The organism is Streptomyces aquilus (assembly GCF_003955715.1).
Lineage (GTDB): Bacteria > Actinomycetota > Actinomycetes > Streptomycetales > Streptomycetaceae > Streptomyces > Streptomyces aquilus.
Map to the genome: position 1 here is coordinate 8,380,323 of NZ_CP034463.1, position 23,097 is coordinate 8,403,419.

Annotated in this window: 21 protein-coding genes; 17 read left to right on the forward strand and 4 right to left on the reverse strand. The window is 70.0% G+C overall.

The window, feature by feature from the left end; all coding sequences use genetic code 11:
• Positions 1 to 15 precede the first annotated feature (15 nt).
• From EJC51_RS38400 to EJC51_RS38445, 10 genes are all read left to right on the forward strand, one after another.
• Positions 16 to 1,362, forward strand: coding sequence for a ThuA domain-containing protein (locus EJC51_RS38400; RefSeq protein WP_126275278.1), 1,347 nt, complete (start codon positions 16 to 18; stop codon positions 1,360 to 1,362).
• A 209-nt stretch (positions 1,363 to 1,571) separates the two neighbouring features.
• Positions 1,572 to 2,780: an SCO3242 family prenyltransferase gene (locus tag EJC51_RS38405; RefSeq protein ID WP_208870769.1), complete on the forward strand. Its 1,209-nt coding sequence runs from the start codon at positions 1,572 to 1,574 to the stop codon at positions 2,778 to 2,780.
• On the forward strand, positions 2,777 to 3,721 hold the full coding sequence (locus EJC51_RS38410) for a sugar phosphate isomerase/epimerase family protein (protein ID WP_126275280.1): 945 nt from the start codon (positions 2,777 to 2,779) through the stop codon (positions 3,719 to 3,721). Before EJC51_RS38405 ends, EJC51_RS38410 begins: the two co-directional genes overlap by 4 nt.
• Positions 3,718 to 4,599: an EboA domain-containing protein gene (locus tag EJC51_RS38415; RefSeq protein WP_244363040.1), complete on the forward strand. Its 882-nt coding sequence runs from the start codon at positions 3,718 to 3,720 to the stop codon at positions 4,597 to 4,599. Before EJC51_RS38410 ends, EJC51_RS38415 begins: the two co-directional genes overlap by 4 nt.
• Positions 4,599 to 5,456, forward strand: coding sequence for a TatD family hydrolase (locus EJC51_RS38420; protein WP_126275281.1), 858 nt, complete (start codon positions 4,599 to 4,601; stop codon positions 5,454 to 5,456). The genes EJC51_RS38415 and EJC51_RS38420 overlap by 1 nt, the downstream gene beginning before the upstream one ends.
• A gap of 3 nt (positions 5,457 to 5,459) precedes the next feature.
• Positions 5,460 to 6,620 carry a metabolite traffic protein EboE gene (eboE, locus tag EJC51_RS38425; RefSeq protein WP_126275282.1) on the forward strand — a complete coding sequence of 387 codons (1,161 nt, stop codon included), beginning with the start codon at positions 5,460 to 5,462 and terminating at the stop codon, positions 6,618 to 6,620.
• Positions 6,617 to 8,023 (forward strand): alkaline phosphatase family protein, encoded by a 1,407-nt coding sequence (locus tag EJC51_RS38430; RefSeq protein ID WP_126275283.1) that lies wholly within the window; start codon positions 6,617 to 6,619, stop codon positions 8,021 to 8,023. The genes eboE and EJC51_RS38430 overlap by 4 nt, the downstream gene beginning before the upstream one ends.
• A gap of 60 nt (positions 8,024 to 8,083) precedes the next feature.
• Positions 8,084 to 9,115: a sugar phosphate isomerase/epimerase family protein gene (locus EJC51_RS38435; RefSeq protein WP_126275284.1), complete on the forward strand. Its 1,032-nt coding sequence runs from the start codon at positions 8,084 to 8,086 to the stop codon at positions 9,113 to 9,115.
• Between the two features lie 261 nt (positions 9,116 to 9,376).
• On the forward strand, positions 9,377 to 9,733 hold the full coding sequence (locus EJC51_RS38440; protein WP_126275285.1) for an effector-associated constant component EACC1: 357 nt from the start codon (positions 9,377 to 9,379) through the stop codon (positions 9,731 to 9,733).
• 10 nt (positions 9,734 to 9,743) lie between these two features.
• Complete coding sequence (locus EJC51_RS38445) at positions 9,744 to 10,694, forward strand: caspase, EACC1-associated type (protein WP_165951370.1); 951 nt, start codon at positions 9,744 to 9,746, stop codon at positions 10,692 to 10,694.
• A gap of 90 nt (positions 10,695 to 10,784) precedes the next feature.
• Here the strand turns inward: EJC51_RS38445 and EJC51_RS38450 are convergent, their stop codons facing one another.
• From EJC51_RS38450 to frc (EJC51_RS38460), 3 genes are all read right to left on the reverse strand, one after another.
• A complete protein-coding gene (locus EJC51_RS38450) occupies positions 10,785 to 12,191 on the reverse strand; it encodes an OFA family MFS transporter (RefSeq protein WP_126275287.1) in 1,407 nt (468 codons plus the stop codon).
• 34 nt (positions 12,192 to 12,225) lie between these two features.
• A complete protein-coding gene (locus EJC51_RS38455) occupies positions 12,226 to 13,617 on the reverse strand; it encodes an OFA family MFS transporter (RefSeq protein WP_126277296.1) in 1,392 nt (463 codons plus the stop codon).
• A gap of 130 nt (positions 13,618 to 13,747) precedes the next feature.
• Positions 13,748 to 14,980 (reverse strand): formyl-CoA transferase, encoded by a 1,233-nt coding sequence (frc, locus tag EJC51_RS38460; protein ID WP_126277297.1) that lies wholly within the window; start codon positions 14,978 to 14,980, stop codon positions 13,748 to 13,750.
• A gap of 117 nt (positions 14,981 to 15,097) precedes the next feature.
• Between frc (EJC51_RS38460) and sucC the strand changes: the two genes are divergently transcribed.
• The 6 genes from sucC to EJC51_RS38490 all read left to right on the forward strand — a co-directional run bounded on the left by sucC (position 15,098) and on the right by EJC51_RS38490 (position 21,665).
• Positions 15,098 to 16,228 carry an ADP-forming succinate--CoA ligase subunit beta gene (gene sucC / locus EJC51_RS38465; protein ID WP_126275288.1) on the forward strand — a complete coding sequence of 377 codons (1,131 nt, stop codon included), beginning with the start codon at positions 15,098 to 15,100 and terminating at the stop codon, positions 16,226 to 16,228.
• Between the two features lie 11 nt (positions 16,229 to 16,239).
• On the forward strand, positions 16,240 to 17,124 hold the full coding sequence (gene sucD / locus EJC51_RS38470) for a succinate--CoA ligase subunit alpha (protein WP_126275289.1): 885 nt from the start codon (positions 16,240 to 16,242) through the stop codon (positions 17,122 to 17,124).
• Between the two features lie 204 nt (positions 17,125 to 17,328).
• Positions 17,329 to 18,885 carry an aldehyde dehydrogenase family protein gene (locus tag EJC51_RS38475; protein ID WP_126275290.1) on the forward strand — a complete coding sequence of 519 codons (1,557 nt, stop codon included), beginning with the start codon at positions 17,329 to 17,331 and terminating at the stop codon, positions 18,883 to 18,885.
• Between the two features lie 107 nt (positions 18,886 to 18,992).
• A complete protein-coding gene (gene frc, locus EJC51_RS38480; protein WP_126275291.1) occupies positions 18,993 to 20,222 on the forward strand; it encodes a formyl-CoA transferase in 1,230 nt (409 codons plus the stop codon).
• On the forward strand, positions 20,222 to 20,710 hold the full coding sequence (locus EJC51_RS38485) for a beta-class carbonic anhydrase (RefSeq protein ID WP_126275292.1): 489 nt from the start codon (positions 20,222 to 20,224) through the stop codon (positions 20,708 to 20,710). Before frc (EJC51_RS38480) ends, EJC51_RS38485 begins: the two co-directional genes overlap by 1 nt.
• A 172-nt stretch (positions 20,711 to 20,882) precedes the next feature.
• Positions 20,883 to 21,665, forward strand: a complete 783-nt coding sequence (locus EJC51_RS38490) for an acyl-CoA dehydrogenase family protein (protein WP_126275293.1) — start codon at positions 20,883 to 20,885, stop codon at positions 21,663 to 21,665.
• A 27-nt stretch (positions 21,666 to 21,692) separates the two neighbouring features.
• On the opposite strand, the gene EJC51_RS38495 is transcribed toward EJC51_RS38490, so the two are convergent.
• Positions 21,693 to 22,382 carry a GntR family transcriptional regulator gene (locus EJC51_RS38495; protein ID WP_126275294.1) on the reverse strand — a complete coding sequence of 230 codons (690 nt, stop codon included), beginning with the start codon at positions 22,380 to 22,382 and terminating at the stop codon, positions 21,693 to 21,695.
• 240 nt (positions 22,383 to 22,622) lie between these two features.
• Between EJC51_RS38495 and EJC51_RS38500 the strand changes: the two genes are divergently transcribed.
• Positions 22,623 to 23,096, forward strand: coding sequence for a formate dehydrogenase subunit gamma (locus EJC51_RS38500; protein WP_126275295.1), 474 nt, complete (start codon positions 22,623 to 22,625; stop codon positions 23,094 to 23,096).
• The last annotated feature ends 1 nt before the right edge of the window (position 23,097 follow it).

Consider the following 23,097-nt stretch of genomic DNA (forward strand, 5'->3'; position numbering starts at 1 on the left):
GAGGAGGAACACACGATGCGCGCAACCACACGTACAGCGACCGCAGTTGCGGGAGCCGCGGTGCTCCTGGGCTGTGTTTCCGGCCCGGCCGCCTCACAGGGCGGCGACGACGGCAAGCGAGTCCTGGTCTTCTCCAAGACAGCCGGCTTCCGGCACGACTCCATCCCCGAAGGCATAGCGGCCGTGCGGCAGCTCGGCGAGAGCAACGGTTTCACCGTCGACGCCACCGAGGACGCCGCCGCCTTCACCTCCCGCAACCTGCGCCGCTACGACGCGGTCGTCTTCCTGTCCACCACCGGCGACGTCCTCGACGCCGCCCAACAGACCGCCTTCGAGGGCTACATCCGGCACGGCGGCGGCTACGTCGGCATCCACGCCGCCGCCGACACCGAGTACGACTGGGCGTTCTACGGCGGGCTCGCCGGCGCCTACTTCCAGTCGCACCCGGCGATCCAGCCCGCCACGGTCACCGTCGAGGACAGCGCCCACCCCGCCACCTCGGGCCTGGCACGGACCTGGAACCGGACCGACGAGTGGTACAACTACCGCTCCAACCCCCGGGAGAAGGCCCACGTCCTCGCCTCCCTCGACGAGTCCTCGTACACCGGCGGCACCATGAACGGCGACCATCCGATCGCCTGGTGCCAGAACTACCAAGGCGGACGCGCCTTCTACACCGGCGGCGGCCACACCAAGGAGTCGTACGCGGACCCGCTGTTCCGCCGGCACCTCGCGGGCGGCATCCGCTACGCGATCGGCGACGCCCAGGCCGACTGCCGCCCGGAGAACGGCTACCGGCCGCTGTTCGACGGCACATCTCTGGATGGCTGGCAGCAGGCGGGTCCGGGCTCCTTCACCCTCTCCGACGACGGCACGCTCACGTCGTCGGGCGGGATGGGCATGCTCTGGTACGCCGCGTCGGGCTTCACCTCGTACTCCCTGAAGCTCGACTGGAAGATGGCCGGCGACGACAACTCCGGTGTGTTCGTGGGCTTCCCGCCCTCGGACGACCCGTGGTCCGCCGTGAACAACGGCTACGAGATCCAGATCGACGCCACCGACATGCCCGAGAAGACCACGGGCTCCGTCTACGGCTTCCGCTCCGCCGACCTCAAGAAGCGTGACCGCGCGCTCAACCCGCCGGGGGAGTGGAACACGTACGAGATCCGCGTGGAGGGCGAACGACTCCGCGTCTGGCTCAACGGCGTGAAGATCAACGATTTCACCAACACCGACCCGGCCCGGAGCCTGCGTGACGGACACATCGGCATCCAGAACCACGGCGCCGACGACCAGGTGTCCTTCCGGAACGTCCGGATCAAGGAGCTGCCCGTGAAGGCCTCGACCTCACAGGGCGACTGAGCGGCGGTGGGCGGGGGACGCCGGACCCCCGCCCACCGTCTTCCCACCTTCCCGCCTTCCCGACACGTCTTCCCGTCGGGGAGTTCATCGGTGACGCGTACGACAAGGAGGCTGCCCATGTCCGCGCCCGTTTCCCCATCCCGTGTCGGCGTCTGCGAGCCGGGCCGAGCCGGGCTCCTGGGAGAGGCGCAGTGAAGCCGGGGCGTGCTGTGGGTTCCCGACGGCCGGCCCGTGCCCGTGCCCGTGCCCGTGCCTGGGCCGAACTCCTGCGGCTGCCCGCCCTGTTCACCGTCCCCGGCGACGTCCTGGCCGGTGCTGCGGCCACCTCCGCCCGCGTCAACTCCCGCACTCTGCTGGCCATCGGCTCCTCCCTCTGCCTTTACGAGGCCGGCATGGCCCTCAACGACTGGGCGGACCGGACGGAGGACGCGGCCGAGCGCCCCCACCGGCCGATCCCGTCCGGCCGTGTCCGACCGGCCGAGGCACTGACGGCCGCCTGCGCCCTCACGGCGGCCGGACTGAGCCTCGCCGCCCGCGCCGGCCGCCCCGCCCTCGCGGTGGCCGCACCCCTGGCCACCACGGTGTGGGCCTACGACCTCGCCCTGAAGCACACCCCCGCGGGCCCCCTCGCCATGGCCGCGGCCCGTGGCCTCGACCTGCTCCTGGGGGCCGCGGCCACGACCGGCCGCGCCCGTGAGGCCATCCCCTCCGCCGCCCTGCTCGGCACCCACACCCTCGCGGTGACCACCGTCTCCCGCCAGGAGACCCGGAACGGCTCCCCCCTGCCGCCGCTGGCCGCCCTGGCCGCAACGGCCCTGCTGACCCACCTGATCGCCCCGCGTCTCCCGGCAGGCCGAGGAACAGCAGCCGCCTTCGGCCTGCCGGGCACCACGGCCTCGGGCCCGATCGACTCCGACCTGAGTGACCTGAGCCCCCTCACCACACCGGCCACCGCTCAGGCCGCCCGCCGTCGCCCGCCCGAAACTCCGGTCGGCGCCGCTGCCTCGCGCGCGGCCCCGGGCATCCTGCGTGGCCTGCGCACGGTCCCGGCCGACCCCCCACTCCTGCGCGGCACCCCTGCCACCACCCGCGGCTTGCCCGCCACCTCGGCCACCACCCGCGGCTTGCCGGCCACCCAGGCCACCGCAACCCCGGCCACCGCCCTACGTATCTCCACCGCCGCCCTCCGCACCACCCTCTCCGCCGCCTACGCCGCCACCGTCGTCCGCCCCTACTTCCACGCCGCCCTCAATCCCTCCCCTCCACTCACCCAACGCGCCGTCGGCAGCGGCATCCGCGCCACCATTCCCCTCCAGGCCGCTCTCGCCGCCCGCTCCGGAGCCCGGACCGGTGCCCTGCTCGTCGCCGCACTCGCCCCGCTCGGCAGGAAGTTCGCGAGAAAAGTGAGCGTCACATGACCCGCACCGTCCCCGGCGCCCACCGGCCCCGTACCCCCCTCCGTTTCGGCTACGGCACCAACGGCCTCACCGACCTCCGTCTCGACGACGCCCTCGGCCTGCTCGCCGACCTCGGCTACGACGGCGTCGGTCTGACCCTCGACCACATGCACCTGGACCCGCTCGCCCCCGACCTGGCCGCCCGCACCCGAAGCGTCGCCCGGCGACTCGGGGCACTCGGGCTGGGCGTCACCGTGGAGACCGGGGCCCGTTACGTCCTCGACCCGCGCCGCAAGCATGGCCCGTCCCTCCTGGACGCGGACCCCGAGGACCGCGCCCGCCGCGTCGACCTCCTCGTCCGCGCCGTCCAGGTCGCCGCCGACCTGGGCGCCCACGCCGTGCACTGCTTCAGCGGGATCACCCCGGCCGGCACCGACACCGACCTGGCGTGGAAGCGGCTCGCCGAGGCGCTGACCCCGGTCCTGGACGCCGCGACCGCCGCCGGCGTGCCGCTCGCGATCGAACCCGAACCCGGCCATCTCCTCGCCACCCTCGCCGACTTCCACCGGCTCCGCCGGCTGCTCGACGACCCGGAGCCGCTGGGCCTGACCCTAGACATCGGCCACTGCCAGTGCCTCGAACTCCTCCCTCCCGAGGCCTGCGTACGCGCCGCCGCCCCCTGGCTGCGACACGTCCAGATCGAGGACATGCGCAGGGGCGTCCACGAACACCTCCCCTTCGGAGACGGGGAGATCGACTTCCCGCCCGTCCTCGCCGCCCTGGCCGACACCGGCTACCGGGGACTCACCGTCGTCGAACTGCCCCGGCACTCCCACGCCGGCCCCCACTACGCCGAGCAGTCCCTCCCGTTCCTCCACACGGCAGCCGCCCCCACCACCTCCTCCGATCCCGTACCACGTCCCGGCGATCCCTCCGCCACCCCAGAAGGGAGCACCCCATGAGCCGCATCAGCCCCATGAACCCCGCGGGCACCGCCAACAGCGACAGCCCCGTGGCCGCCACCGACAGCCCCGTGGACGCCACCGACAGCGTCCGTCCCGTGGACGGCGTCGACAACGCCAGCTCTGTCGACAACGCCAGCTCTGTGGACGCCGTCGACAGCGACGACCTCGCCCGCGTCCACCCCGCCGACCTCCACAGCCGCCTTGACTCCCACCTCACCGGAGCCGCCCGTGCCTGGCTCGACCAGGCCCTCGACGAGGCCGGCACCCATCCCGGCACGCACGGCCCCATCTCCGTGTGGGAGTTGCGGCTGGCCGAGGCGGGGCGGCGCTGCGGTGCCGAGCACGCCGACGCCGCCCGCGTCCTGATCCTGCACGCGGCCCGCGCCGACGCCGCCGCCCTCACCCGCGTCTACCAGCAGGGCACGGCCGCCGAACGCCGCGCCGTCCTGCACGCCCTGCCCCACCTCGTGCCGGGCCCGGACGCGCTCCCGCTCGTCGAGGACGCGCTGCGCACCAACGATACCCGGCTCGTCGCCGCCGCCGTCGGCCCGTACGCGGCCCGGCACCTCGACCCCCACCAGTGGCGGCACGCCGTACTGAAATGCCTGTTCACCGGCGTGCCCGTCGCGGCGGTGGCCGAACTGGACCGGCGCGCCCACGCCGACGCCGAACTCGCCCGCATGCTCGGCGACTACGCCGCCGAACGCACCGCCGCGGGCCGTTCCGTGCCCGCGGACCTGCACCGGGTGCTGACCCTGACCGACCCCACGGCCACCCCACCCGCACCGGCCACCGCACCCGCACCGGCACCGGCCACCCCACCCGCACCGGCCACCGCCCCTGGCCCGCGCGGCACCGACGGCGAGGAGTCCTGATGCGCATCTTCGACCCCCACATCCACATGACCTCCCGCACCACCGACGACTACGAGGCCATGCACGCCGCAGGCGTCCGCGCCGTCGTCGAACCGTCCTTCTGGCTCGGTCAGCCCCGCACCTCGCCCGCCTCCTTCCTCGACTACTTCGACGCCCTCCTCGGCTGGGAGCCCTTCCGCGCCGCCCAGTACGGCATCGCCCACCACTGCACGCTCGCCCTCAACCCCAAGGAGGCCAACGACCCGCGCTGCGTGCCCGTCCTCGACGAACTGCCCCGGTATCTCGTCAAGGACCAGGTCGTCGCCGTCGGCGAGATCGGCTACGACTCCATGACCCCCGCCGAGGACACCGTCCTCGCCGCCCAGCTCCAGCTCGCCGCCGACCACGCACTGCCCGCCCTCGTCCACACCCCGCACCGCGACAAGCTCGCCGGTCTGCGCCGCACCCTCGACGTCGTCCGGGAGTCGGCACTGCCCCCGGAGCACGTCCTTCTCGACCACCTCAACGAGACCACCGTCAAAGAGGCCAAGGACAGCGGCGGCTGGCTCGGGTTCTCCGTCTATCCCGACACCAAGATGGACGAGGAACGGATGGTCGCGATCCTCCGGCAGTACGGCTCCGAGAAGGTGCTCGTGAACTCCGCCGCCGACTGGGGCAGAAGCGATCCGCTCAAGACCCGCCGGGTCGGCGACGCCATGCTCGCCAACGGCTTCACCGAGGACGACGTCGACCTGGTGCTGTGGCGCAACCCCGTCGCCTTCTACGGGATCAGCGGCCGCCTCGCCCTCGACCCCGAGGGCACCTCGGCCACCGGCGCCACCCACGAGGGCAACTCCATCCTGCGTGGGGGCGAGTAGGGCATGCGCTTCCGCCACCCCGACGGCTCCACCGTCCATCTCGCCTACTGCACCAACGTCCACCCCGCCGAGACCCTCGACGGCGTCCTCACCCAGCTCCGCGACCACTGCGAACCCGTCCGCCGCCGCCTCGGCCGCGACCGGCTCGGCATCGGACTGTGGCTGGCCGCGGACGCCGCCCGCACCCTCGACGCCGACCCGGCCGCCCTGCGCACCCTGCGCGCCGAACTCGACCGGCGCGGCCTGGAGGTCGTCACCCTCAACGGCTTCCCGTACGAAGGGTTCGGCGCCGGGGAGGTCAAGTACCGCGTCTACAAACCGGACTGGGCCGACCCCGAACGCCTGGAGCACACCACCGCCCTCGCCCGGGTCCTGGCCGGACTCCTCCCCGACGACGTCACCGAGGGCAGCATCTCCACCCTGCCGCTCGCCTGGCGCACCTCCCACGACGCGGGCCGCACCGAGAAGGCCCTGCGCACCCTCGCCGAACGCCTCGACGCGCTCCAGGAGCTGACCGGCCGCTCCCTGCGCGTCGGCCTGGAACCCGAACCCGGCTGCGTCATCGAGACCACCCGTGACGCGCTCGCCCCGCTCACCGCGATCGCCCACCCCCGCATCGGCATCTGCGTCGACACCTGCCATCTCGCCACCTCCTTCGAGGACCCGCACACCGCCGTCGACGCCCTCACCGCGGCCGGCGTCACCATCGTCAAATCCCAGCTGTCGGCCGCCCTGCACGCCGAGCACCCCCATCTCCCCGAGGTCCGCTCCGCCCTCGCCGCCTTCGACGAACCCCGCTTCCTGCACCAGACCCGCACGGCCACCGCCGCCGGCCTGCGCGGCACCGACGACCTCGGCGAAGCCCTCGCCGGCGAGGCGCTCCCCGACGGCGCACCCTGGCGCGCCCACTTCCACGTCCCCCTGCACGCGGCCCCCGCCGCACCCCTCACCTCCACCCTCCCCGTCCTGAAGGACACGCTGACGCGACTCGTGGGCGGCCCGCACCCGCTCACCCGCCACCTGGAGGTCGAGACCTATACCTGGCAGGCCCTTCCGCCCGAGCTGCGCCCCCGCGCCCGCACCCAGCTCGCCGACGGCATCGCCGCCGAACTCACCCTCGCCCGCGACCTGTTGACCGGGCTCGGCTTGAAGGAGCTGCCATGAGCACCCGGAGCACCGATCGGACCGACCCGGCTCCCACGCCGCTCCTCGTCCTGGACGTCGTAGGCCTCACCCCTCGCCTCCTCGACCACATGCCCCACCTCAAACGGCTCGCCCAGGCGGGCTCCCACGCCGCCCTCGGCACCGTCCTGCCCGCCGTCACCTGCGCCGCCCAGTCCACCTTCCTCACCGGCACCCACCCCGCCGAGCACGGCATCGTGGGCAACGGCTGGTACTTCCGCGACCTCGGCGACGTACTCCTGTGGCGACAGCACAACGGGCTGGTCACCGGCGACAAGCTCTGGGACGCCGCCCGCCGCGCCCACCCCGGCTACACCGTCGCCAACATCTGCTGGTGGTACGCCATGGGCGCCGACACCGACATCACCGTCACCCCCCGGCCGATCTACTACTCCGACGGCCGCAAGGAACCCGACTGCTACACCCGGCCCCCGGCCCTGCACGACGAACTCACCGAGAAACTCGGCACCTTCCCCCTCTTCCACTTCTGGGGACCCGGCGCCGACCTGGTCTCCAGCCAGTGGATCATCGACGCGACCCGCCACATCATGGCCACCCGCCACCCCGACCTGACCCTCTGCTACCTCCCTCACCTCGACTACGACTTGCAGCGCTTCGGCCCCGACGATCCACGCTCCCTGAAGGCGGCCGCCGACCTGGACCGGGCCATGGCCCCGCTCCTGGACGACGCCCGCGCGGAGGGCCGTACCGTCGTCGCCCTGTCCGAGTACGGGATCACGCGCGCGGACCGGCCCGTCGACATCAACCGCGCCCTGCGCCGAGCCGGACTGCTCGAAGTGCACACCCAGGACGGCATGGAGTACCTGGACCCGATGGCTTCCCGCGCCTTCGCGGTCGCCGACCACCAGATCGCCCATGTCTACGTACGCCGAGCCGAAGACCTGGAGGCGACCCGGGCCGCCCTCGCAGACCTCCCCGGTATCGAGCAACTCCTCGACGACGAGGGCAAGAAGACCCATCACCTCGACCATCCGCGCGCGGGCGAGCTCGTCGCCGTCGCGGAGCCGGACGCCTGGTTCACGTACTACTACTGGCTCGACGACGACCACGCGCCCGACTTCGCGCGCCTCGTCGAGATCCACCGCAAACCCGGCTACGACCCGGTCGAGTTGTTCATGGATCCGCTCGACCCCTACGTCAAGGTCAAGGCGGCAACGGCGCTCGCCCGCAAGAAGCTGGGCCTGCGCTACCGGATGGCGGTCGTACCCCTTGACCCGTCACCTATTCGAGGCAGCCACGGTCGCCTCCCCGCGAGCGACGACGAAGGTCCGCTCCTCATCTGCTCCACCCCCCGAGCTGTCGACGACCGCGTCGCGGCCACCGACGTGAAGTCACTCCTGCTGCGACTGGCCGGACTTTCCTGACTGGTCACCAGTGAAGCACCCGCCACTGACAACGCCCTCCGACCCCGAGGAGACCGAGACATGAGCCGCATCTCCCAGCCAGACCCCGAGCTCACCCACCGCCTCAGCAGACGAGGCATGCTCGGCGTGGCCGCGGGCGCGACCGCCGCCGCACTGCTCGGCGCCGCAGCGGCCCCGGCGACCGCCGCGTCCTCCACCGCCGGCCGGGGCCGCCCCGTCCTGCCGCCCGGCCGGCTCGGCATCCAGCTCTACAGCCTCCGCGACAAGGTCTCCACCCTCGGCTTCGCCCCCGTCTTCGCCGAACTCGAGAAGTACGGCTACGACGAGGTCGAGTTCGCCGGATACACCCAGGGCTCGGCCGGTCCCCTCACGCTCGCCCAGCTCAGGCGGCTGGCCAGGGACCACGGCCTGAACCCGATCGGCAGCCACGTCGGCTACTACTCCGACGACCCGAACGCCTACACCTTCGCCCAGAACCTCACCAAGGTCCTCGACGACGCCCAGGCCCTCGGTCTGAAGCACATAGGCACCGCCTCCGGCCCGTTCCGCTACGGCTCGACCGTGGACGCCTGGAAGCGGGCGGCGGAGGAGTTCAACACCTACGGCGCGGCGGCCAAGGCGCGCGGCATGAAGTTCTACCAGCACAACCACTCCGAGGAGTTCTCCTTCGCCACCGACAACCCCAAGGTCCGTCTCTACGACGTGCTGCTCGCGGAGACCGACCCGGACCTGGTGTTCCTGGAGATGGACATCTTCTGGGCCTACTCGGGCCAGTTCCGCTTCTCCAAGCGCCCCGACGGCAGCCCCGCCCCCTTCGAGCCGCTGGACTACGTCCTCAGGCAGCCGCACCGCTACCCGCTGTTCCACGTCAAGGACGGCGTCAGCGACCCGGCCGACACCTACGGCTACCGCATGACCGACGTCGGCGACGGCGACATCGACTACCAGCGTTTCATCTCCGCCGTGACCCGGCTGCGTGGTGAACGCCTGGCCCACCACTGGCAGGCCGAACACGACCAGCCCACCGAGTCGTTCACCTTCGCCCGCCGGTCCAGCGCGTATCTGCACTCCCTGCGTGACAAGGGCTGCTGACATGAGACAGCCGACGCCCGCCGCACCTCGGTGCGGCGGGCGTCGGGCCGCTCGCCCCCTCACGCCTCGTGAGCTCAGTGTCGTCGTATGGTCAACCTTCTACAGACGGGCTACTCTCAGTTCTTCGTCATGTTTGGTGTAATTGGGATCAACTCGCCCCGTACTCAAGGCACTTGAGTGGTGGGCCGGATGGTCGGTGCGGGAAAGGCGCCACGCGAAGGGTCACGATTCTGCCGACTGCAAGGGGTCACGTTGTCTGAAATGATCTTTGGCTTCGACGGGGACGAGCAAACGGTCGCGGACAATGCGCAGAGCCTGACAGCCTGGTTCCGTGACACTGAAAACCTGGCTCGCGCGGACATCAACAGAGTCTCTCGGCCGCCCTCTGACGGGCGACAGGGCGCCGTTGACGAGGCGGTACGCGTGCTCGCCGAATCGGGGCCGGTATTGTCCGCCGCTCTGACCGCTTACTGCAACTGGTTGCTGCAGCGGGTGAAGACACGAAACGTGGCCGTAAGGATCACATGCCCCAACGGCGTCGAGATCACCGGTACGGCTCGGTCCGAGGCGGATGTTCCGCGGGTCAAGGCGAAGATCTTGCGGGACTGCGGGGTGTGAGGGGAATGGGATGAGCCTGTCATGGCCTACGCGTCCGATCGACCGGGAAAACTCCTGGGCGGTCCTGGTGGGCACGTCTGAGCAGGTGCACCCGAGTAACCTGCCCGCCATTCCCCAGGCAGCGTCCAGCCTCGAAGATCTCGCACGGGCGCTGACCGGCTCCCAGGGGCTGTTCGACGAGGAACACGTCCTGCCCGTCGGCAACCCCAAGAGCACAGAGGAGGTCCTCGGCGCGCTCGACCGCATCGCGGGTGAGAAGCCGGACGTCGTCCTCTTCTACTACGTGGGGCATGGCATGCAGGCCTCGCTCGCCGGTGACGGGAGCGGGCGTACCGAACTGTTCCTCGCTCTTGCCGGATCGATAGACGAGCGGAATGAGGCGGTCCGTACGGGGCTGCCGATCAGCTCCGTTTTCAGTCGTCTGCACTACTTGAGGGCCAAGCAGTCCGTAGCCGTGCTCGACTGCTGCTTCGCCAGTCGGGCCCTGGACGATCCGAGCGTCGGTGACGTCCATGTCCTGTGCGCGACGGGCAAGACAACTCCCGCACTTTACGAGCTGACAGACCGGCATACCGGCTTCACGGGCAGTCTCTTGCGCATCCTGGACAAGGGCATTCCGGACGGCCCGCAGTACCTGGACCTGCAGACGGTGTTCCACTATCTGTCGGTGATCCTTCCGACAACGTTCTGCGCCGCGTCCCAAGAGCCGAACGGCGGTCTTCCCCGCCCTCGGCAGCGCACCACGGATCACCGGGGCAGCCTGGCACTGGCTCGCAACGCCGCGTTCGGGACCGCCCTCACGCCGGAAGGTCTCGCCGCGCGTGCGGAGTTCGCTCGCCGGGTTGCCTCCCTCGGTAATGATCCGCTCATCGAGACAGGCGATCAGCGCATGCTGCTGGCGCACGCGGCTGATCTCTTCGAGGAGATCGCGAAGGACACGGGTGTTGTGCATACGTCCTGAATCCAGTTGCGTCACGCAACCGTCGCTGTGACCTCAGCCAGGCCCCCCGTAGTCCGAGGGGGGCCTGGCTGAGCATTCCGCGTCGTGCCGTCAGCTCGTCGGCTGTGGCTGCGGGGGCCGGGAGACCGCTGTGCTCCGGCCCGGCTGCCGCAGCAGCAGGGCGAGCACCGCCGCCACCATGGAGACGGCACCGGCCAGTGCGTACGCCCCGTCGTAGCCCCAGGCCGCGACGACCATGGAGCCGAGGCCGCCGCCGAACAGGCCGCTGATCAGCTTGCCGCTGTACACCAGGCCGTAGTTGGTGGCGTTGAAGTTCTCCCCGAAGTAGTCCGGCGTCAGCGCCGCGAAGAGCGGGTAGAAGGCGCCGCCGCCGAAGCCGGAGAGGAACGCGAAGAACAGGAACAGCGACTCGCTCCTGATGTCGCCCGCCCAGATCACGCCGAACTGGGCCAGGCCCAGCACGACGATCACGAACACCAGGGCCTGCTTGCGGCCCCACTTGTCGGAAAGCCAGCCCACGACTCCGCGGCCGATACCGTTGATGACCGCCATGACACCCATCGAGGACGCCGCCACCAGCGGGCCGAAGCCCACCTCCTTCGCGTAGTCGACCTGGAAGGAGATGCCGAAGATCGACACTCCCGCGGTCATCACGATGAGGACCCACATCAGGGGGAGCATGCCGGTCCTGATGGCCTCCTTGGGCGCGTACTGCCGTGCCGCCGGAGGGTTCTTGGCGAGACTCGTCGCGTTCTTCCCGTTGCCCGCGTACGTCAACGGGTCGATGTCCGCGGGCCACCAGTTCTTCGGCGGGTCCTTGAAGAAGAAGGCGCTTCCGAAGACCACGATCATGATGTAGCAGCCGATCAGGTCCAGGACCCGGTGGTAGTTCGCGGTGTCGAAGCCGTAGTTGAAGATGAAGATGAACGGCAGCGACCCGTACGCGAAGCCGCCGTTGACGAACCCCGTCTTCGCTCCCCGGCGTTCGGGGAACCACTTGCCGACCATGTTGATGCAGGTCGCGTAGACGAGCCCGGCGCCGATGCCCCCGACGACGCCGAAGCCCAGGATCGCCAGCCAGACGTTGCTCAGGTGCGACAGGGCGAGGAACCCGACCAGACACAGTCCTGAGCCGACGTACATGGCCTTGCGCGCCGTCAGCAGGCCCTTCTCCCGCAGCCAGCCCGCCGGGAAGGCGACGCCGGCCTGGAAGAAGATCCAGACGCTGAGGATCCAGAAGGTGTTGCTCTGCGTCCAGCCGTGGGCGTGGGACAGGGTGTCCTCCGCCGAGCCGTACGCGTACTCGAAGACACTGATGGCCATCATGGCGATCCACGGCAGATACACCATGAGCTTGCGGGAGTGACCGAGGATGTCCCGGTCGGTCTCACCGACACGGAAGACACGTCCGTGCGCGTCGGTCACTTCTCGGTAGGGACGGTGTGCGGCGTCGGGGGAGGTGGTCGAGTTGTTCGATGCGATGGGGTCCGCCGTCATTGCTGGGCAATTCCTCCGTGTCAGGCCGGGGTTGTCAGGCCATTTCCTCGCCGAGCGGCTGGGGGTTGGGGGCGATGCCGCGGCTGGTCCTCGGTGTGCCGGGCGCCTTCAGGAACACGGCGAGCACGGCGGAGCACAGGCCGATGGAGCCGGCCAGCACGAACGCGCCCTCGTAGTCCCATGCGTCGACGACGACCGCACCCATTCCGGAGCCCACGAGACCGGAGATGAGCTTCGAGCTGTAGACCATGCCGTAGTTCGAGGCGTTGTTGTTCTCACCGAAGTAGTCCGCCGTCATGGCCGCGAACAGCGGGAAGATCGCGCCGCCGCCGAAGCCGGAGACCATGGAGCAGAACAGGAAGAACGGCATGCTGCCCATCTGGCCCGAGACCAGCACACCGAACTGGGCGGTGCCCAGCACCAGACACACGATGATCAGCGTGTTGCGGCGCCCGTAGCGGTCGGAGATCCAGCCGATGACGCCACGACCGGTGCCGTTGACGATCGCCTTCAACGACATGGCGGTGGCCACGATCCCGCCCGCGAAGCCCATGTCCTTGCCGAACGGCACCTGGAAGGCGATACCGAAGATGTTGATGCCGGCCGTGCACAGCAGGCAGAACCACATCATCCACAGAACGGGCTGACGAGAGGCCTCCTTCGGGGTGTACTGCTTGGGGGACGGCGGGTTCTTCTCCAGCGCCCGGCGGATCTTCGGGTCGTCGGTGACCTTCAGCGGGTCGACGTGCGAGGGCCACCAGTTCTTCGGCGGGTCCTTGAAGAACCAGCCGGCCGACGCCACGACCAGGCACAGTCCGACGCCCACGCTGGCGAGCACGGTCTGGTAGTTGCTCAGGTCCATGTACGAGGTGAACAGGAACACGAAGGGCACCGAGCCGTAGGCGAAACCGCCGTTGACGAAGCCGGTCTTGCCGCCCTTGCGCTCCGGATACCACTTGCCGACCATGTTCACGCAGGTCGCGTAGACGAGACCGGCGCCGATACCGCTGCACATGCCGAAGCCGAAGTAGGCCACGAGCACGTTCGGCGCGAAGGCCAGCGACAGATAGCCGAGCATCGTGCCGACCGCGCCGAGCATCATCGCCGTACGGGCCGGGAGTTTGCCGCTCTCGCGCAGTTGTCCGGCGGGGAAGGCCACGGCCGCCTGGAAGAACACCCAGACGCCCATCAGCCAGAAGATGTGCCCGCTGCTCCACAGATGAGCCTCGTGGAGGGTGTCCTCCGCCGACGTGAACGCGTACTCGGCGGAGCTGATGCCCATCATGCCCACCCACGGCAGGATGACCATCCACCTGCGCCTGCGGCCCATGATGTCCACATCGGTCTCACCGATGCGGTACACGCGGCCGTTGCGGTCCGTCACCTCCCGATACGGGACGGACGTCGAATAGTCGATGGTTGTCATCTTGGTCAAGCACTCCTTGCGTCGAAAGATCTGGCCAGCGCCCCCTGTCCAAATGCCTTTCGTGCGCACACGGATCCCGGGGCCTCGCCGACGCGCACCGTCGGTCGGCCCCTCGCTCACTCACGTCACGTCAGACCACCCCGCTCGTCTTCAGCAGGCGCAATTCCTCGTCACCCAGGCCGAGTTCACCGATGTAGATCTCTTCGTTGTGTTGGCCGAGGAGGGGGGAGGGGGTGATGCGGGTGGGTGAGTCGGAGAGTTTGAGGGGGTTGCCCACGGTGGTGTAGGTGCCCCGTTCGGGATGCTCGACAGTGACGATCATGTCGTTCGCGGCGAGTGAGGCGTCCTCGATGATCTCCCGGGTGGACAGGATCGGCCCGCACGGAATGTTGTGCGCGTTGAGCTCCTCCAGCACCTGCCACTTGGGCAGGGTGCTGGTCCACTCCTCGATCAGCTGGAACATCTTCGCCAGCTTCGGCAACCGCGCCTGCGGCGTCGCCCACTCCGGATCCTCGACCAGCTCCGGCCGCCCGATCAGCTCCGCGATCGGCCGCCAGCCCACCGGCTGGACGATCACATACACATAGTCGTTCGGGCCGCCCGGCGCACACCGCACCGCCCACCCCGGCTGCCCACCACCGGAGGCATTGCCGGAGCGCGGCACCTCGTCACCGAAGTCGTCATTGGGGTATTCGGGCAGCGGGCCGTGCGCCAGACGCTGCTGGTCACGCAGCTTGACCCGGCACAGGTTCAGCACCGCATGCTGCATCGCCACGTTCACCCGCTGACCCCGCCCGCTGCGCTCCCGCTGCAACAACGCCGCCAGAATCCCGGCGACCGCATGGATGCCGGTGCCGGAATCACCGATCTGCGCACCCGTCGCCATCGGCGGACCGTCCGCATCCCCCGTGGTCGCCATCGACCCACCCATCGCCTGCGCCACCACCTCATACGCCTTGAACCCGGTGTATGGCCCCTCCCCGAAGCCCTTGATCGACGCATACACGACCCGCGGATTGATCTCCCTGATCCGCTCCCACGTGAACCCCATCCGGTCCACCGCCCCCGGACCGAAGTTCTCCACCAGCACATCCGAACCCCGGATCAGCTCGGTCAGGATCTCCTTGCCCCGCTCGGTCTTCGTGTTCAACGTGATGCTGCGCTTGTTGCAGTTGAGCATCGTGAAATACAGCGAGTCCACATCCGGCAGATCCCGCAACTGGCCCCGGGTGACGTCCCCGCCCGGCGCCTCCACCTTCACCACATCCGCTCCCAGCCACGCCAGCAACTGCGTCGCCGACGGACCCGACTGCACATGCGTCATGTCCAGGACACGCACACCCTCAAGAGCCATCGCTGCCACGGTCACCTCGCTTGGCACATTGCATACAGTCGACGAATACTGTATGAAGATTGTTATCCCGCATTCGATGGGTGATGTCCAGGGGGCGTGCACCACTTTTAAGACGGGAGCCGAAGCATGGACCTTTACGAGCATCAGGCGCGGGGACTCTTCCAGGAGCACGGCATTCCGGTGCCGCGGGCGGAGGTCACCGACTCGCCGCAGGAGGCCCGCGAGATCGCCCGCAGGCTCGGTGGCCGCGTGGTCGTCAAGGCGCAGGTGAAGACGGGGGGCCGGGGCAAGGCGGGAGGCGTGCGGCTCGCCGCCGATCCGCCCGCGGCGGAGCTCACGGCCCGTCAGATCCTCGGCATGGACATCAAGGGACACACGGTCGGCAAGGTCATGCTGGCCCAACCCGTCGACATCGAGGCCGAGTTCTACGTCTCGTACGTCCTCGACCGCGCCGCAGGGCGATTCCTCGCCATCGCCTCCGCCGAGGGCGGCATGGACATCGAGGAGATGGCGGCCAGCCGGCCGGAGGCGGTCGCGCGCCTCCACATCGACCCGGTCGAGGGCGTCACCTCCGCGAAGGCGGGAGAGATCGCCGACGCGGCCGGTCTGCCGGCCCAGACCGTCGACGTTCTCGTACGGCTGTGGCAGGTGCTGGTCCGCGAGGACGCCGTCCTCGTCGAGGTCAACCCCCTCGTGCGTACCCGGCAGGGGCGGATCCTCGCCCTCGACGGCAAGGTCACGCTCGACGACAACGCCCGCTTCCGTCAGGCACGTTGGGGCGACGAGAGTGTCGCGCACGACGATCCGCTGGAGGCTGCCGCCGCCGCGAAGGGCCTCAACTACGTCAAGCTGGACGGCGAGGTCGGCATCATCGGCAACGGCGCGGGCCTGGTCATGTCGACGCTCGACGTCGTCGCCGGCTGCGGTGCCCGGCCCGCCAACTTCCTCGACATCGGAGGCGGCGCATCGGCCCGCATCATGGCCGACGGGCTGTCCGTCATCCTCTCCGACCCCGCCGTGAAGTCGGTGTTCGTCAACGTCTTCGGCGGGATCACCGCCTGCGACGCCGTCGCCGACGGCATCGTGCAGGCCCTGGACGCGGTCGAGTTGACCAAGCCGCTCGTGGTGCGCCTCGACGGCAACAACGCCGCCCGCGGCCGAGCGATCCTCGACGGCCGCGCCCACCCCCTCGTCCAGCAGGCCACCACCATGGACGGTGCCGCCCGCCGCGCCGCCCAACTCGCCAACACCAGTTGAAGGAGCGGGACATGGCCGTCTTTCTCACCAAGGAGTCCAAGGTCCTCGTCCAGGGCATGACGGGCGGCGAGGGCATGAAACACACCCGGCGCATGCTCGCCGCCGGCACGAACATCGTCGGCGGCGTCAACCCGCGCAAGGCCGGGCAGAGCGTCGACTTCGACGAGCGGGCCGTCCCGGTCTTCGGGTCGGTCGCCGAGGGCATGCGGGCGACCGGGGCCGACGTCACCGTCGTCTTCGTGCCGCCCGCCTTCGCCAAGTCGGCCGTCGTCGAGGCCGCCGACGCCGGCATCGGGCTGGCCGTCGTCATCACCGAGGGCATCCCCGTCCACGACTCCGTCGCCTTCACCTCGTACGCGAAGGAGAAGGGCACCCGGATCATCGGTCCCAACTGTCCTGGCCTGATCACTCCGGGCCAGTCCAACGCGGGCATCATCCCCGCGGACATCACCAGGTCCGGCCGTGTCGGCCTGGTGTCCAAGTCGGGCACGCTCACCTACCAACTCATGTACGAGCTGCGCGACATCGGCTTCTCGACCTGTGTCGGCATCGGCGGCGACCCCGTCGTCGGCACCACCCACATCGACTGCCTGGCCGCCTTCCAGGACGACCCCGACACCGAACTCGTCGTTCTCATCGGGGAGATCGGCGGAGACGCCGAGGAACGGGCCGCCGCCTACATCCGCGACCACGTCACCAAGCCGGTCGTCGGCTACATCGCCGGCTTCACCGCGCCCGAAGGCAAGACCATGGGCCACGCGGGCGCCATCGTGTCCGGGTCCTCCGGCACCGCGCAGGCGAAGAAGGAGGCCCTGGAGGCGGTCGGTGTCAAGGTCGGAAACACCCCGACCGAGACGGCCCGCCTTGTGCTCGCCCGGCTGGAAACGGGCGCCTGACACCACCCACGCTGGAACCTGGCACCACTCGGTGGTTGACACGGAGACCCTGCCGGGAACAACGGAGTAACCGCGGGGCGCACATCCGGCGCCACCGCATTCTCCCCGCATGAGCGGCTGTCGGCCGCGTGGACATGTGTTCCCACGCGATCCGGCAGACATCACCCCCCGCCCCCGACTGTGCACCGAGAGCGGAGACACCGCATGACATCCACCCTCAACGCCACACCCCTCGTGGTGAAGTCCGGCACGAACTGGGCCGACGCCTGGCAGCGCTGCCTCGCCGTCGCCCCCGAGGCGTTCCGCGACGACCGCGTCCTCAACCTCTGGAACGCCGCCTGGCAGGCGGACGGCCGGGCCCTGCCCGCCACCAGCCCCGTCGACGGCAGCCCCATCGCCGGCCCGCCCCGCCTCGACCGTGACGCCGCCCACCGGGCCGTCCGCGCCTCCCTCGACCAGCACCGCGCCTGGCGGCACGTCTCGCTCGCCGAGCGCCGCGCCCGTGTCGCGGCCACCCTCGACGCCCTCACCCAGCACCGCGAGCTGCTCGCGCTCCTCCTCGTCTGGGAGATCGGCAAGCCGTGGCGGCTCGCCCAGGCCGACGTCGACCGGGCCATCGACGGAGTGCGCTGGTACGTCGACGGCATCGAACCGATGGTCGCGGGCCGCGCACCCCTCGACGGCCCGGTGTCCAACATCGCGAGCTGGAACTACCCGATGAGCGTGCTCGTTCACGCATTGCTGGTCCAAGCACTGGCGGGCAACGCGGTCATCGCCAAGACCCCGACCGACGGCGGCGTCGCCTGTCTCACCCTGGCCTGCGCCCTCGCCGCCCGTGAGGGCATCCCCGTGACCCTCGTCAGCGGCAGCGGCGGCGAGCTGTCGGAGGCACTGGTCAAGGCGCCCGAGATCGGCTGCGTCTCCTTCGTCGGCGGCCGGGACACCGGCGCCGCCGTCGCCACGGCCGTCGCCGACCTCGGCAAGCGGCACATCCTCGAACAGGAAGGACTCAACACCTGGGGCATCTGGAACTACTCGGACTGGGACACGCTGACAGCCGTCATCCCCAAGCTCTTCGACTACGGCAAGCAGCGCTGCACGGCGTACCCACGCTTCGTCGTCCAGCGCGAGCTGTTCGACGCGTTCCTCGCGGCGTACCTCCCGGCCGTGCGCTCGCTCAGCGTCGGGCACCCGCTGGCGGTCACCCACGCCGACGACCCCTACCCGGCCCTGGACTTCGGCCCGGTCATCAACGCGGCCAAGGCCAAGGAGCTGCACGACCAGATCGCCGAGGCCATCAGCCGCGGCGCCGTCCCGCTGCACCGCGGCTCGCCTGCCGACGCCCGCTTCCTGCCCGGCCAGGACACCTCGGCGTACGTCCAGCCCGTCACCCTCCTCAACCCGCCCCCGTCCTCCCCGCTGCACCACGCGGAACCCTTCGGCCCGGTCGACACCATCGTCCTGGTCGACACGGAGGCCGAGCTGCTGGCCGCCATGAACGCCTCCAACGGCGCCCTGGTCGCCACCCTGTCCACGGACGACCAGTCGACCTTCGACCGGCTCGCACCCCAGATCCGCGCCTTCAAGATCGGGCACGGCAAGCCGCGCTCCCGCGGTGACCGCGACGAGCTGTTCGGCGGCTTCGGCGCGTCCTGGCGCGGCGCGTTCGTCGGCGGTGAGCTGCTGGTGCGCGCGGTGACCCAGGGCCCGGCGGACGAGCGCCTGCCCGGCAACTTCCCGGAGTACCAGCTGATGCCGTAAGGCCGACGCGGCGGGCGGCGCCCTGACACGGGCGCCGCCCGCCAACGGCGAACACAACACTCTGCCGGTATGCACTATGCAAAACGAAGAGGGATGGGGTGGCGAGCATGACGATGGCTCTTGAGGGTGTGCGTGTCCTGGACATGACGCATGTGCAGTCGGGTCCGTCGGCGACGCAGTTGCTGGCGTGGCTGGGAGCGGATGTGGTGAAGGTGGAGGCGCCGGGCGGGGACGTCACCCGGGGCCAGTTGCGGGATCTGCCGGATGTGGACTCGCTGTATTTCACGATGCTCAACTGCAACAAGCGCAGCATCACGTTGAACACGAAGACCGAGCGGGGCAAGGAGATCCTGACCGAGCTGATCCGGGGTTCGGATGTGCTGGTGGAGAACTTCGGTCCGGGGGCGGTGGACCGGATGGGGTTCACGTGGGAGCGGATCAGGGAGATCAATCCGCGGGTCGTGTATGCGTCGATCAAGGGCTTCGGGGAGGGGCCATACACCGGGTTCAAGGCGTATGAGGTGGTGGCGCAGGCGATGGGTGGGTCGATGGCGACCACGGGGGATGCGGACGGTCCGCCGATGGCGACGGGTGCGCAGATCGGTGATTCCGGCACCGGCATCCATGCGGTCGCCGGGATTCTGGCGGCGTTGTTGCAGCGGGAGCGCAGCGGGCGGGGTCAGCGGGTGAACGTGGCGATGCAGCATGCGGTGCTGAACCTGTGCCGGGTCAAGCTGCGTGACCAGCAGCGTCTGGCGCACGGCCCGCTGCCCGAATACCCCAATGACGACTTCGGTGACGAGGTGCCGCGCTCCGGCAATGCCTCCGGTGGTGGGCAGCCGGGGTGGGCGGTGCGGTGTGCGCCGGGCGGCCCGAACGACTATGTGTATGTGATCGTCCAGCCGGTGGGCTGGCGGCCGATCGCGGAGCTGATCGGGCGGCCGGAGCTGGTCGAGGATCCGGAGTGGGCGACGCCGCAGGCGCGGTTGCCGAAGCTGGCGAAGATGTTCCAGCTGATCGAGGAGTGGACCAGCACCCTGCCCAAGTGGCAGGTGCTGGAGGAGCTCAACGCGCACAACATTCCGTGCGGGCCGATCCTGTCCACCCGGGAGATCATCGAGGACGCCTCACTCGCCGCGAACGACATGATCGTCACTGTCGAGCATCCCGAACGGGGCACCTACACCACCGTGGGCAACCCCCTCAAACTCTCCGACTCACCCACCCGCATCACCCCCTCCCCCCTCCTCGGCCAACACAACGAAGAGATCTACGTCCGTGAACTCGGGCTGACCCTGGACGAGTTGCCGCTGCTCAAGTCGCAGGGAGTGATCTGATGTCGGTCACCGACCAGCTCGTGAAGTCGAACAAGGACTACGCCGCCGCGTTCACCGACCCCGGCATGGACGCCCGCCCTGTTCTGCACGTCGCCATCGTGGCCTGCATGGACGCCCGCCTCGACCTGCACGCGGCGCTCGGCCTGGAGCTCGGCGACTGTCACACCATCCGCAACGCGGGCGGCGTGGTCACCGACGACGTGATCCGGTCCCTGACCATCAGCCAGCACAAGCTGGGCACCCGCAGCATCGTGCTGATCCACCACACCGGCTGCGGTCTGGAGGCGATCACCGAGGACTTCCGCACCGAGCTGGAGATGGCGGTCGGCCAGCGCCCGGCCTGGGCCGTGGAGGCCTTCCGGGACGTCGACCAGGACGTGCGCCAGTCCATGCAGCGGGTGCGCACCAACCCGTTCCTGCTGCACACCGACGACGTGCGCGGCTTCGTCTTCGACGTGAAGACCGGCCTGGTACGGGAGATCCGCTGACCTCGCATCAGCTCCTCGGCCAGGTCGGCGTCGCCGGCGGCGATTGCCTCCACGATCGGAAATTCCCCGTCCCGACCTCTGGCGTCGGAGTACGGATACAGAATACTGTATGCAGTCATCGCTCGACAGTAGTCCACAGTGGCCCAACGGCCACTTCCGAGGGGGTCGCCCCGTGTCGTACCGCACCGCTCTCTCAGAAATCCTGACCAGTGTCGTCGCCCCCGCCGCCGAACTGACCGGTGTGCGGGGCCGGTTCCCCCGCGGTGCGGTGACGGCCCTCGGGCGCGCCGGGCTGCTGGGGCTCACCGTCTCCACCGCGTACGGCGGTGGGGGACAGGGGTTGCCGGAGGCCGCGGACGTGGTGGCCCGTACCGCACGCGTCTGCCCGGCCACGGGGGCCGTCCTCCAGTCGCACTACGCGGCGGTCGCCGTCATCGAGGCGTACGGCGGCTCCTGGGTGCGCACGGAGATCGCGGCGGGCCGTCATCTGAGCAGCCTCGCCCTCGCGGAGACGGAGGCGCTCGGGGAGGACGGCCTCCTCGCGCCGCACTCCCGTGCCGTCCGCTCCGGTGACGTCGTCGCGCTGCGGGCCCGTAAGCAGCGGGTGGTGGCGGCAGGGGAGGCCGACAGTTATGTGTGGTCCTCCCGCCCGCTCGCCGCGCTCGACGGGCTCACGCTGTGGGGGGTTCCGGCGCACGCCCCGGACCTGTTCGTGCCGGCCCGGCCGGGAGGTGCGGGTCCGTGCGGGAGCGGGACGTCCACGGTGTTCGCCGACCCGGTCCTCGTCCCCGCCGACGCGATGCTCGGCGCGGACGGTGCCGGGCTCGACATCCTGCGGCGTACGGTCCTGCCGTGGCTGCGCGAGCTACGGGCCGCCGTGAGCGCCGGAGTTCAGGCTCCGCAGGCCGTCGGTGTCACCACCTCCCGACCGGCCGCGTCCTTGGCGCCGTCCTGAACTCCTCGGGGGAGGAGGCGAGTTGTGTCAGTCCCGACCGGCCTTGGCGGCGAACTGCCTGCGGTAGAAGTCGGCCGTGCGCTCGGCGTGCCTGCGCATCACCTCGCCCGCCCGGTCCGCGTCTCCCTTGGCGACGGCCTTGATGAGCTGTGCGTGCTCGTTCCAGGCCTCCTTGCCGCGGGGCTTGGCGATGGGGGTGTAGTACCAGCGCACCTTCTGGCCCACCTGCCCGAGCATCTCCGCCAGTACGTCGTTGGCGGCGACGGAGGTGAGGAAGGAGTGCAGGGCCGTGTTGGCGGCGACCAGCCGCTCGACGTCACCCTCGGCGAGCGCGTCGACGCCGTCCTGGTGGAGCTCCCAGAGGCGCTCGACGTCCTCGGGCTTGGCGTTCTGCGCGGCGAGTTGCGCCGAGTAGGTCTCCAGGACCGCGCGGACACCGAGGAGTTGGGCGGCCTCCTCCTCGGTGGGGGAGTGCACGAAGGCGCCCTGGGCGGGCCGCAGGTCGACCCAGCCGGCGGTCTGGAGCCGCTGGAGGGCCTCGCGGACCGGCTGGCGGCTGACCCCGAGGTGCTCGGCGAGTTCGGCCTCGACCAGATGCTGGCCGGGCTTGAGGGAGCCGTTGACGATCAGCTCGGTCAGGGCGTCGTACACGGCCTGGCGCAGGGGGGCCGGGCGGGTGACGCGCCGGGTCGCAGCGGCTGTGAGTGCCTCGCGCATGGTTGTCCTGTTCTGCCGCCGAGAGGATCGGCCGCCGGGGAGGGCCGACGGTGGCCTCAGAATACAGGTTTTGGTATGCAACATGGCGTGACCTGTGGATGGGGGACCCGCCCGGTCTCCGAGGGGCGGTGCTCTGCCGGCTCACTGCGACTGTCGTCTGTATACAGAAGCCTGTATGAGGTATTGTCTCAGTCTCCGCAGCCCTCGCCGGGGACCCGTGTCACGGAAGGCGAAGCGATCATGACGACCAGCGGGAGTGACATGACGGTCGAGAGCGTGGTCCGGAGGGTGGTGGCCGACCACCGGGGACAGCGCGGTGCGCTGCTCCCCGTACTGCACGCCGTACAGGCCGAGTTGGGCCATGTGCCGCAGGAGGCGGTCCCGGTGCTGGCCGACGAACTGAACCTCTCCCGGGCGGACGTCCACGGAGTGGTGACCTTCTACCACGACTTCCGCCGCGAACCGGCGGGCCGCACCGTGGTGCGCATCTGCCGCGCCGAGGCCTGCCAGGCCCTGGGCGCTGACCGCCTGGTGAGCTACACGCGCGAAGCCGGACTGCCTCTGGGGGAGACCGCGGCCGACGGCTCCGTCACCGTCGAACAGGTCTTCTGTCTGGGCAACTGTGCGCTGGGACCGTCCGTGGAGGCGAACGGACGGCTGTACGGACGAGTGGGGCCGACCCGCCTGGGCGCGATCCTCGACGGGACGGTGTGAT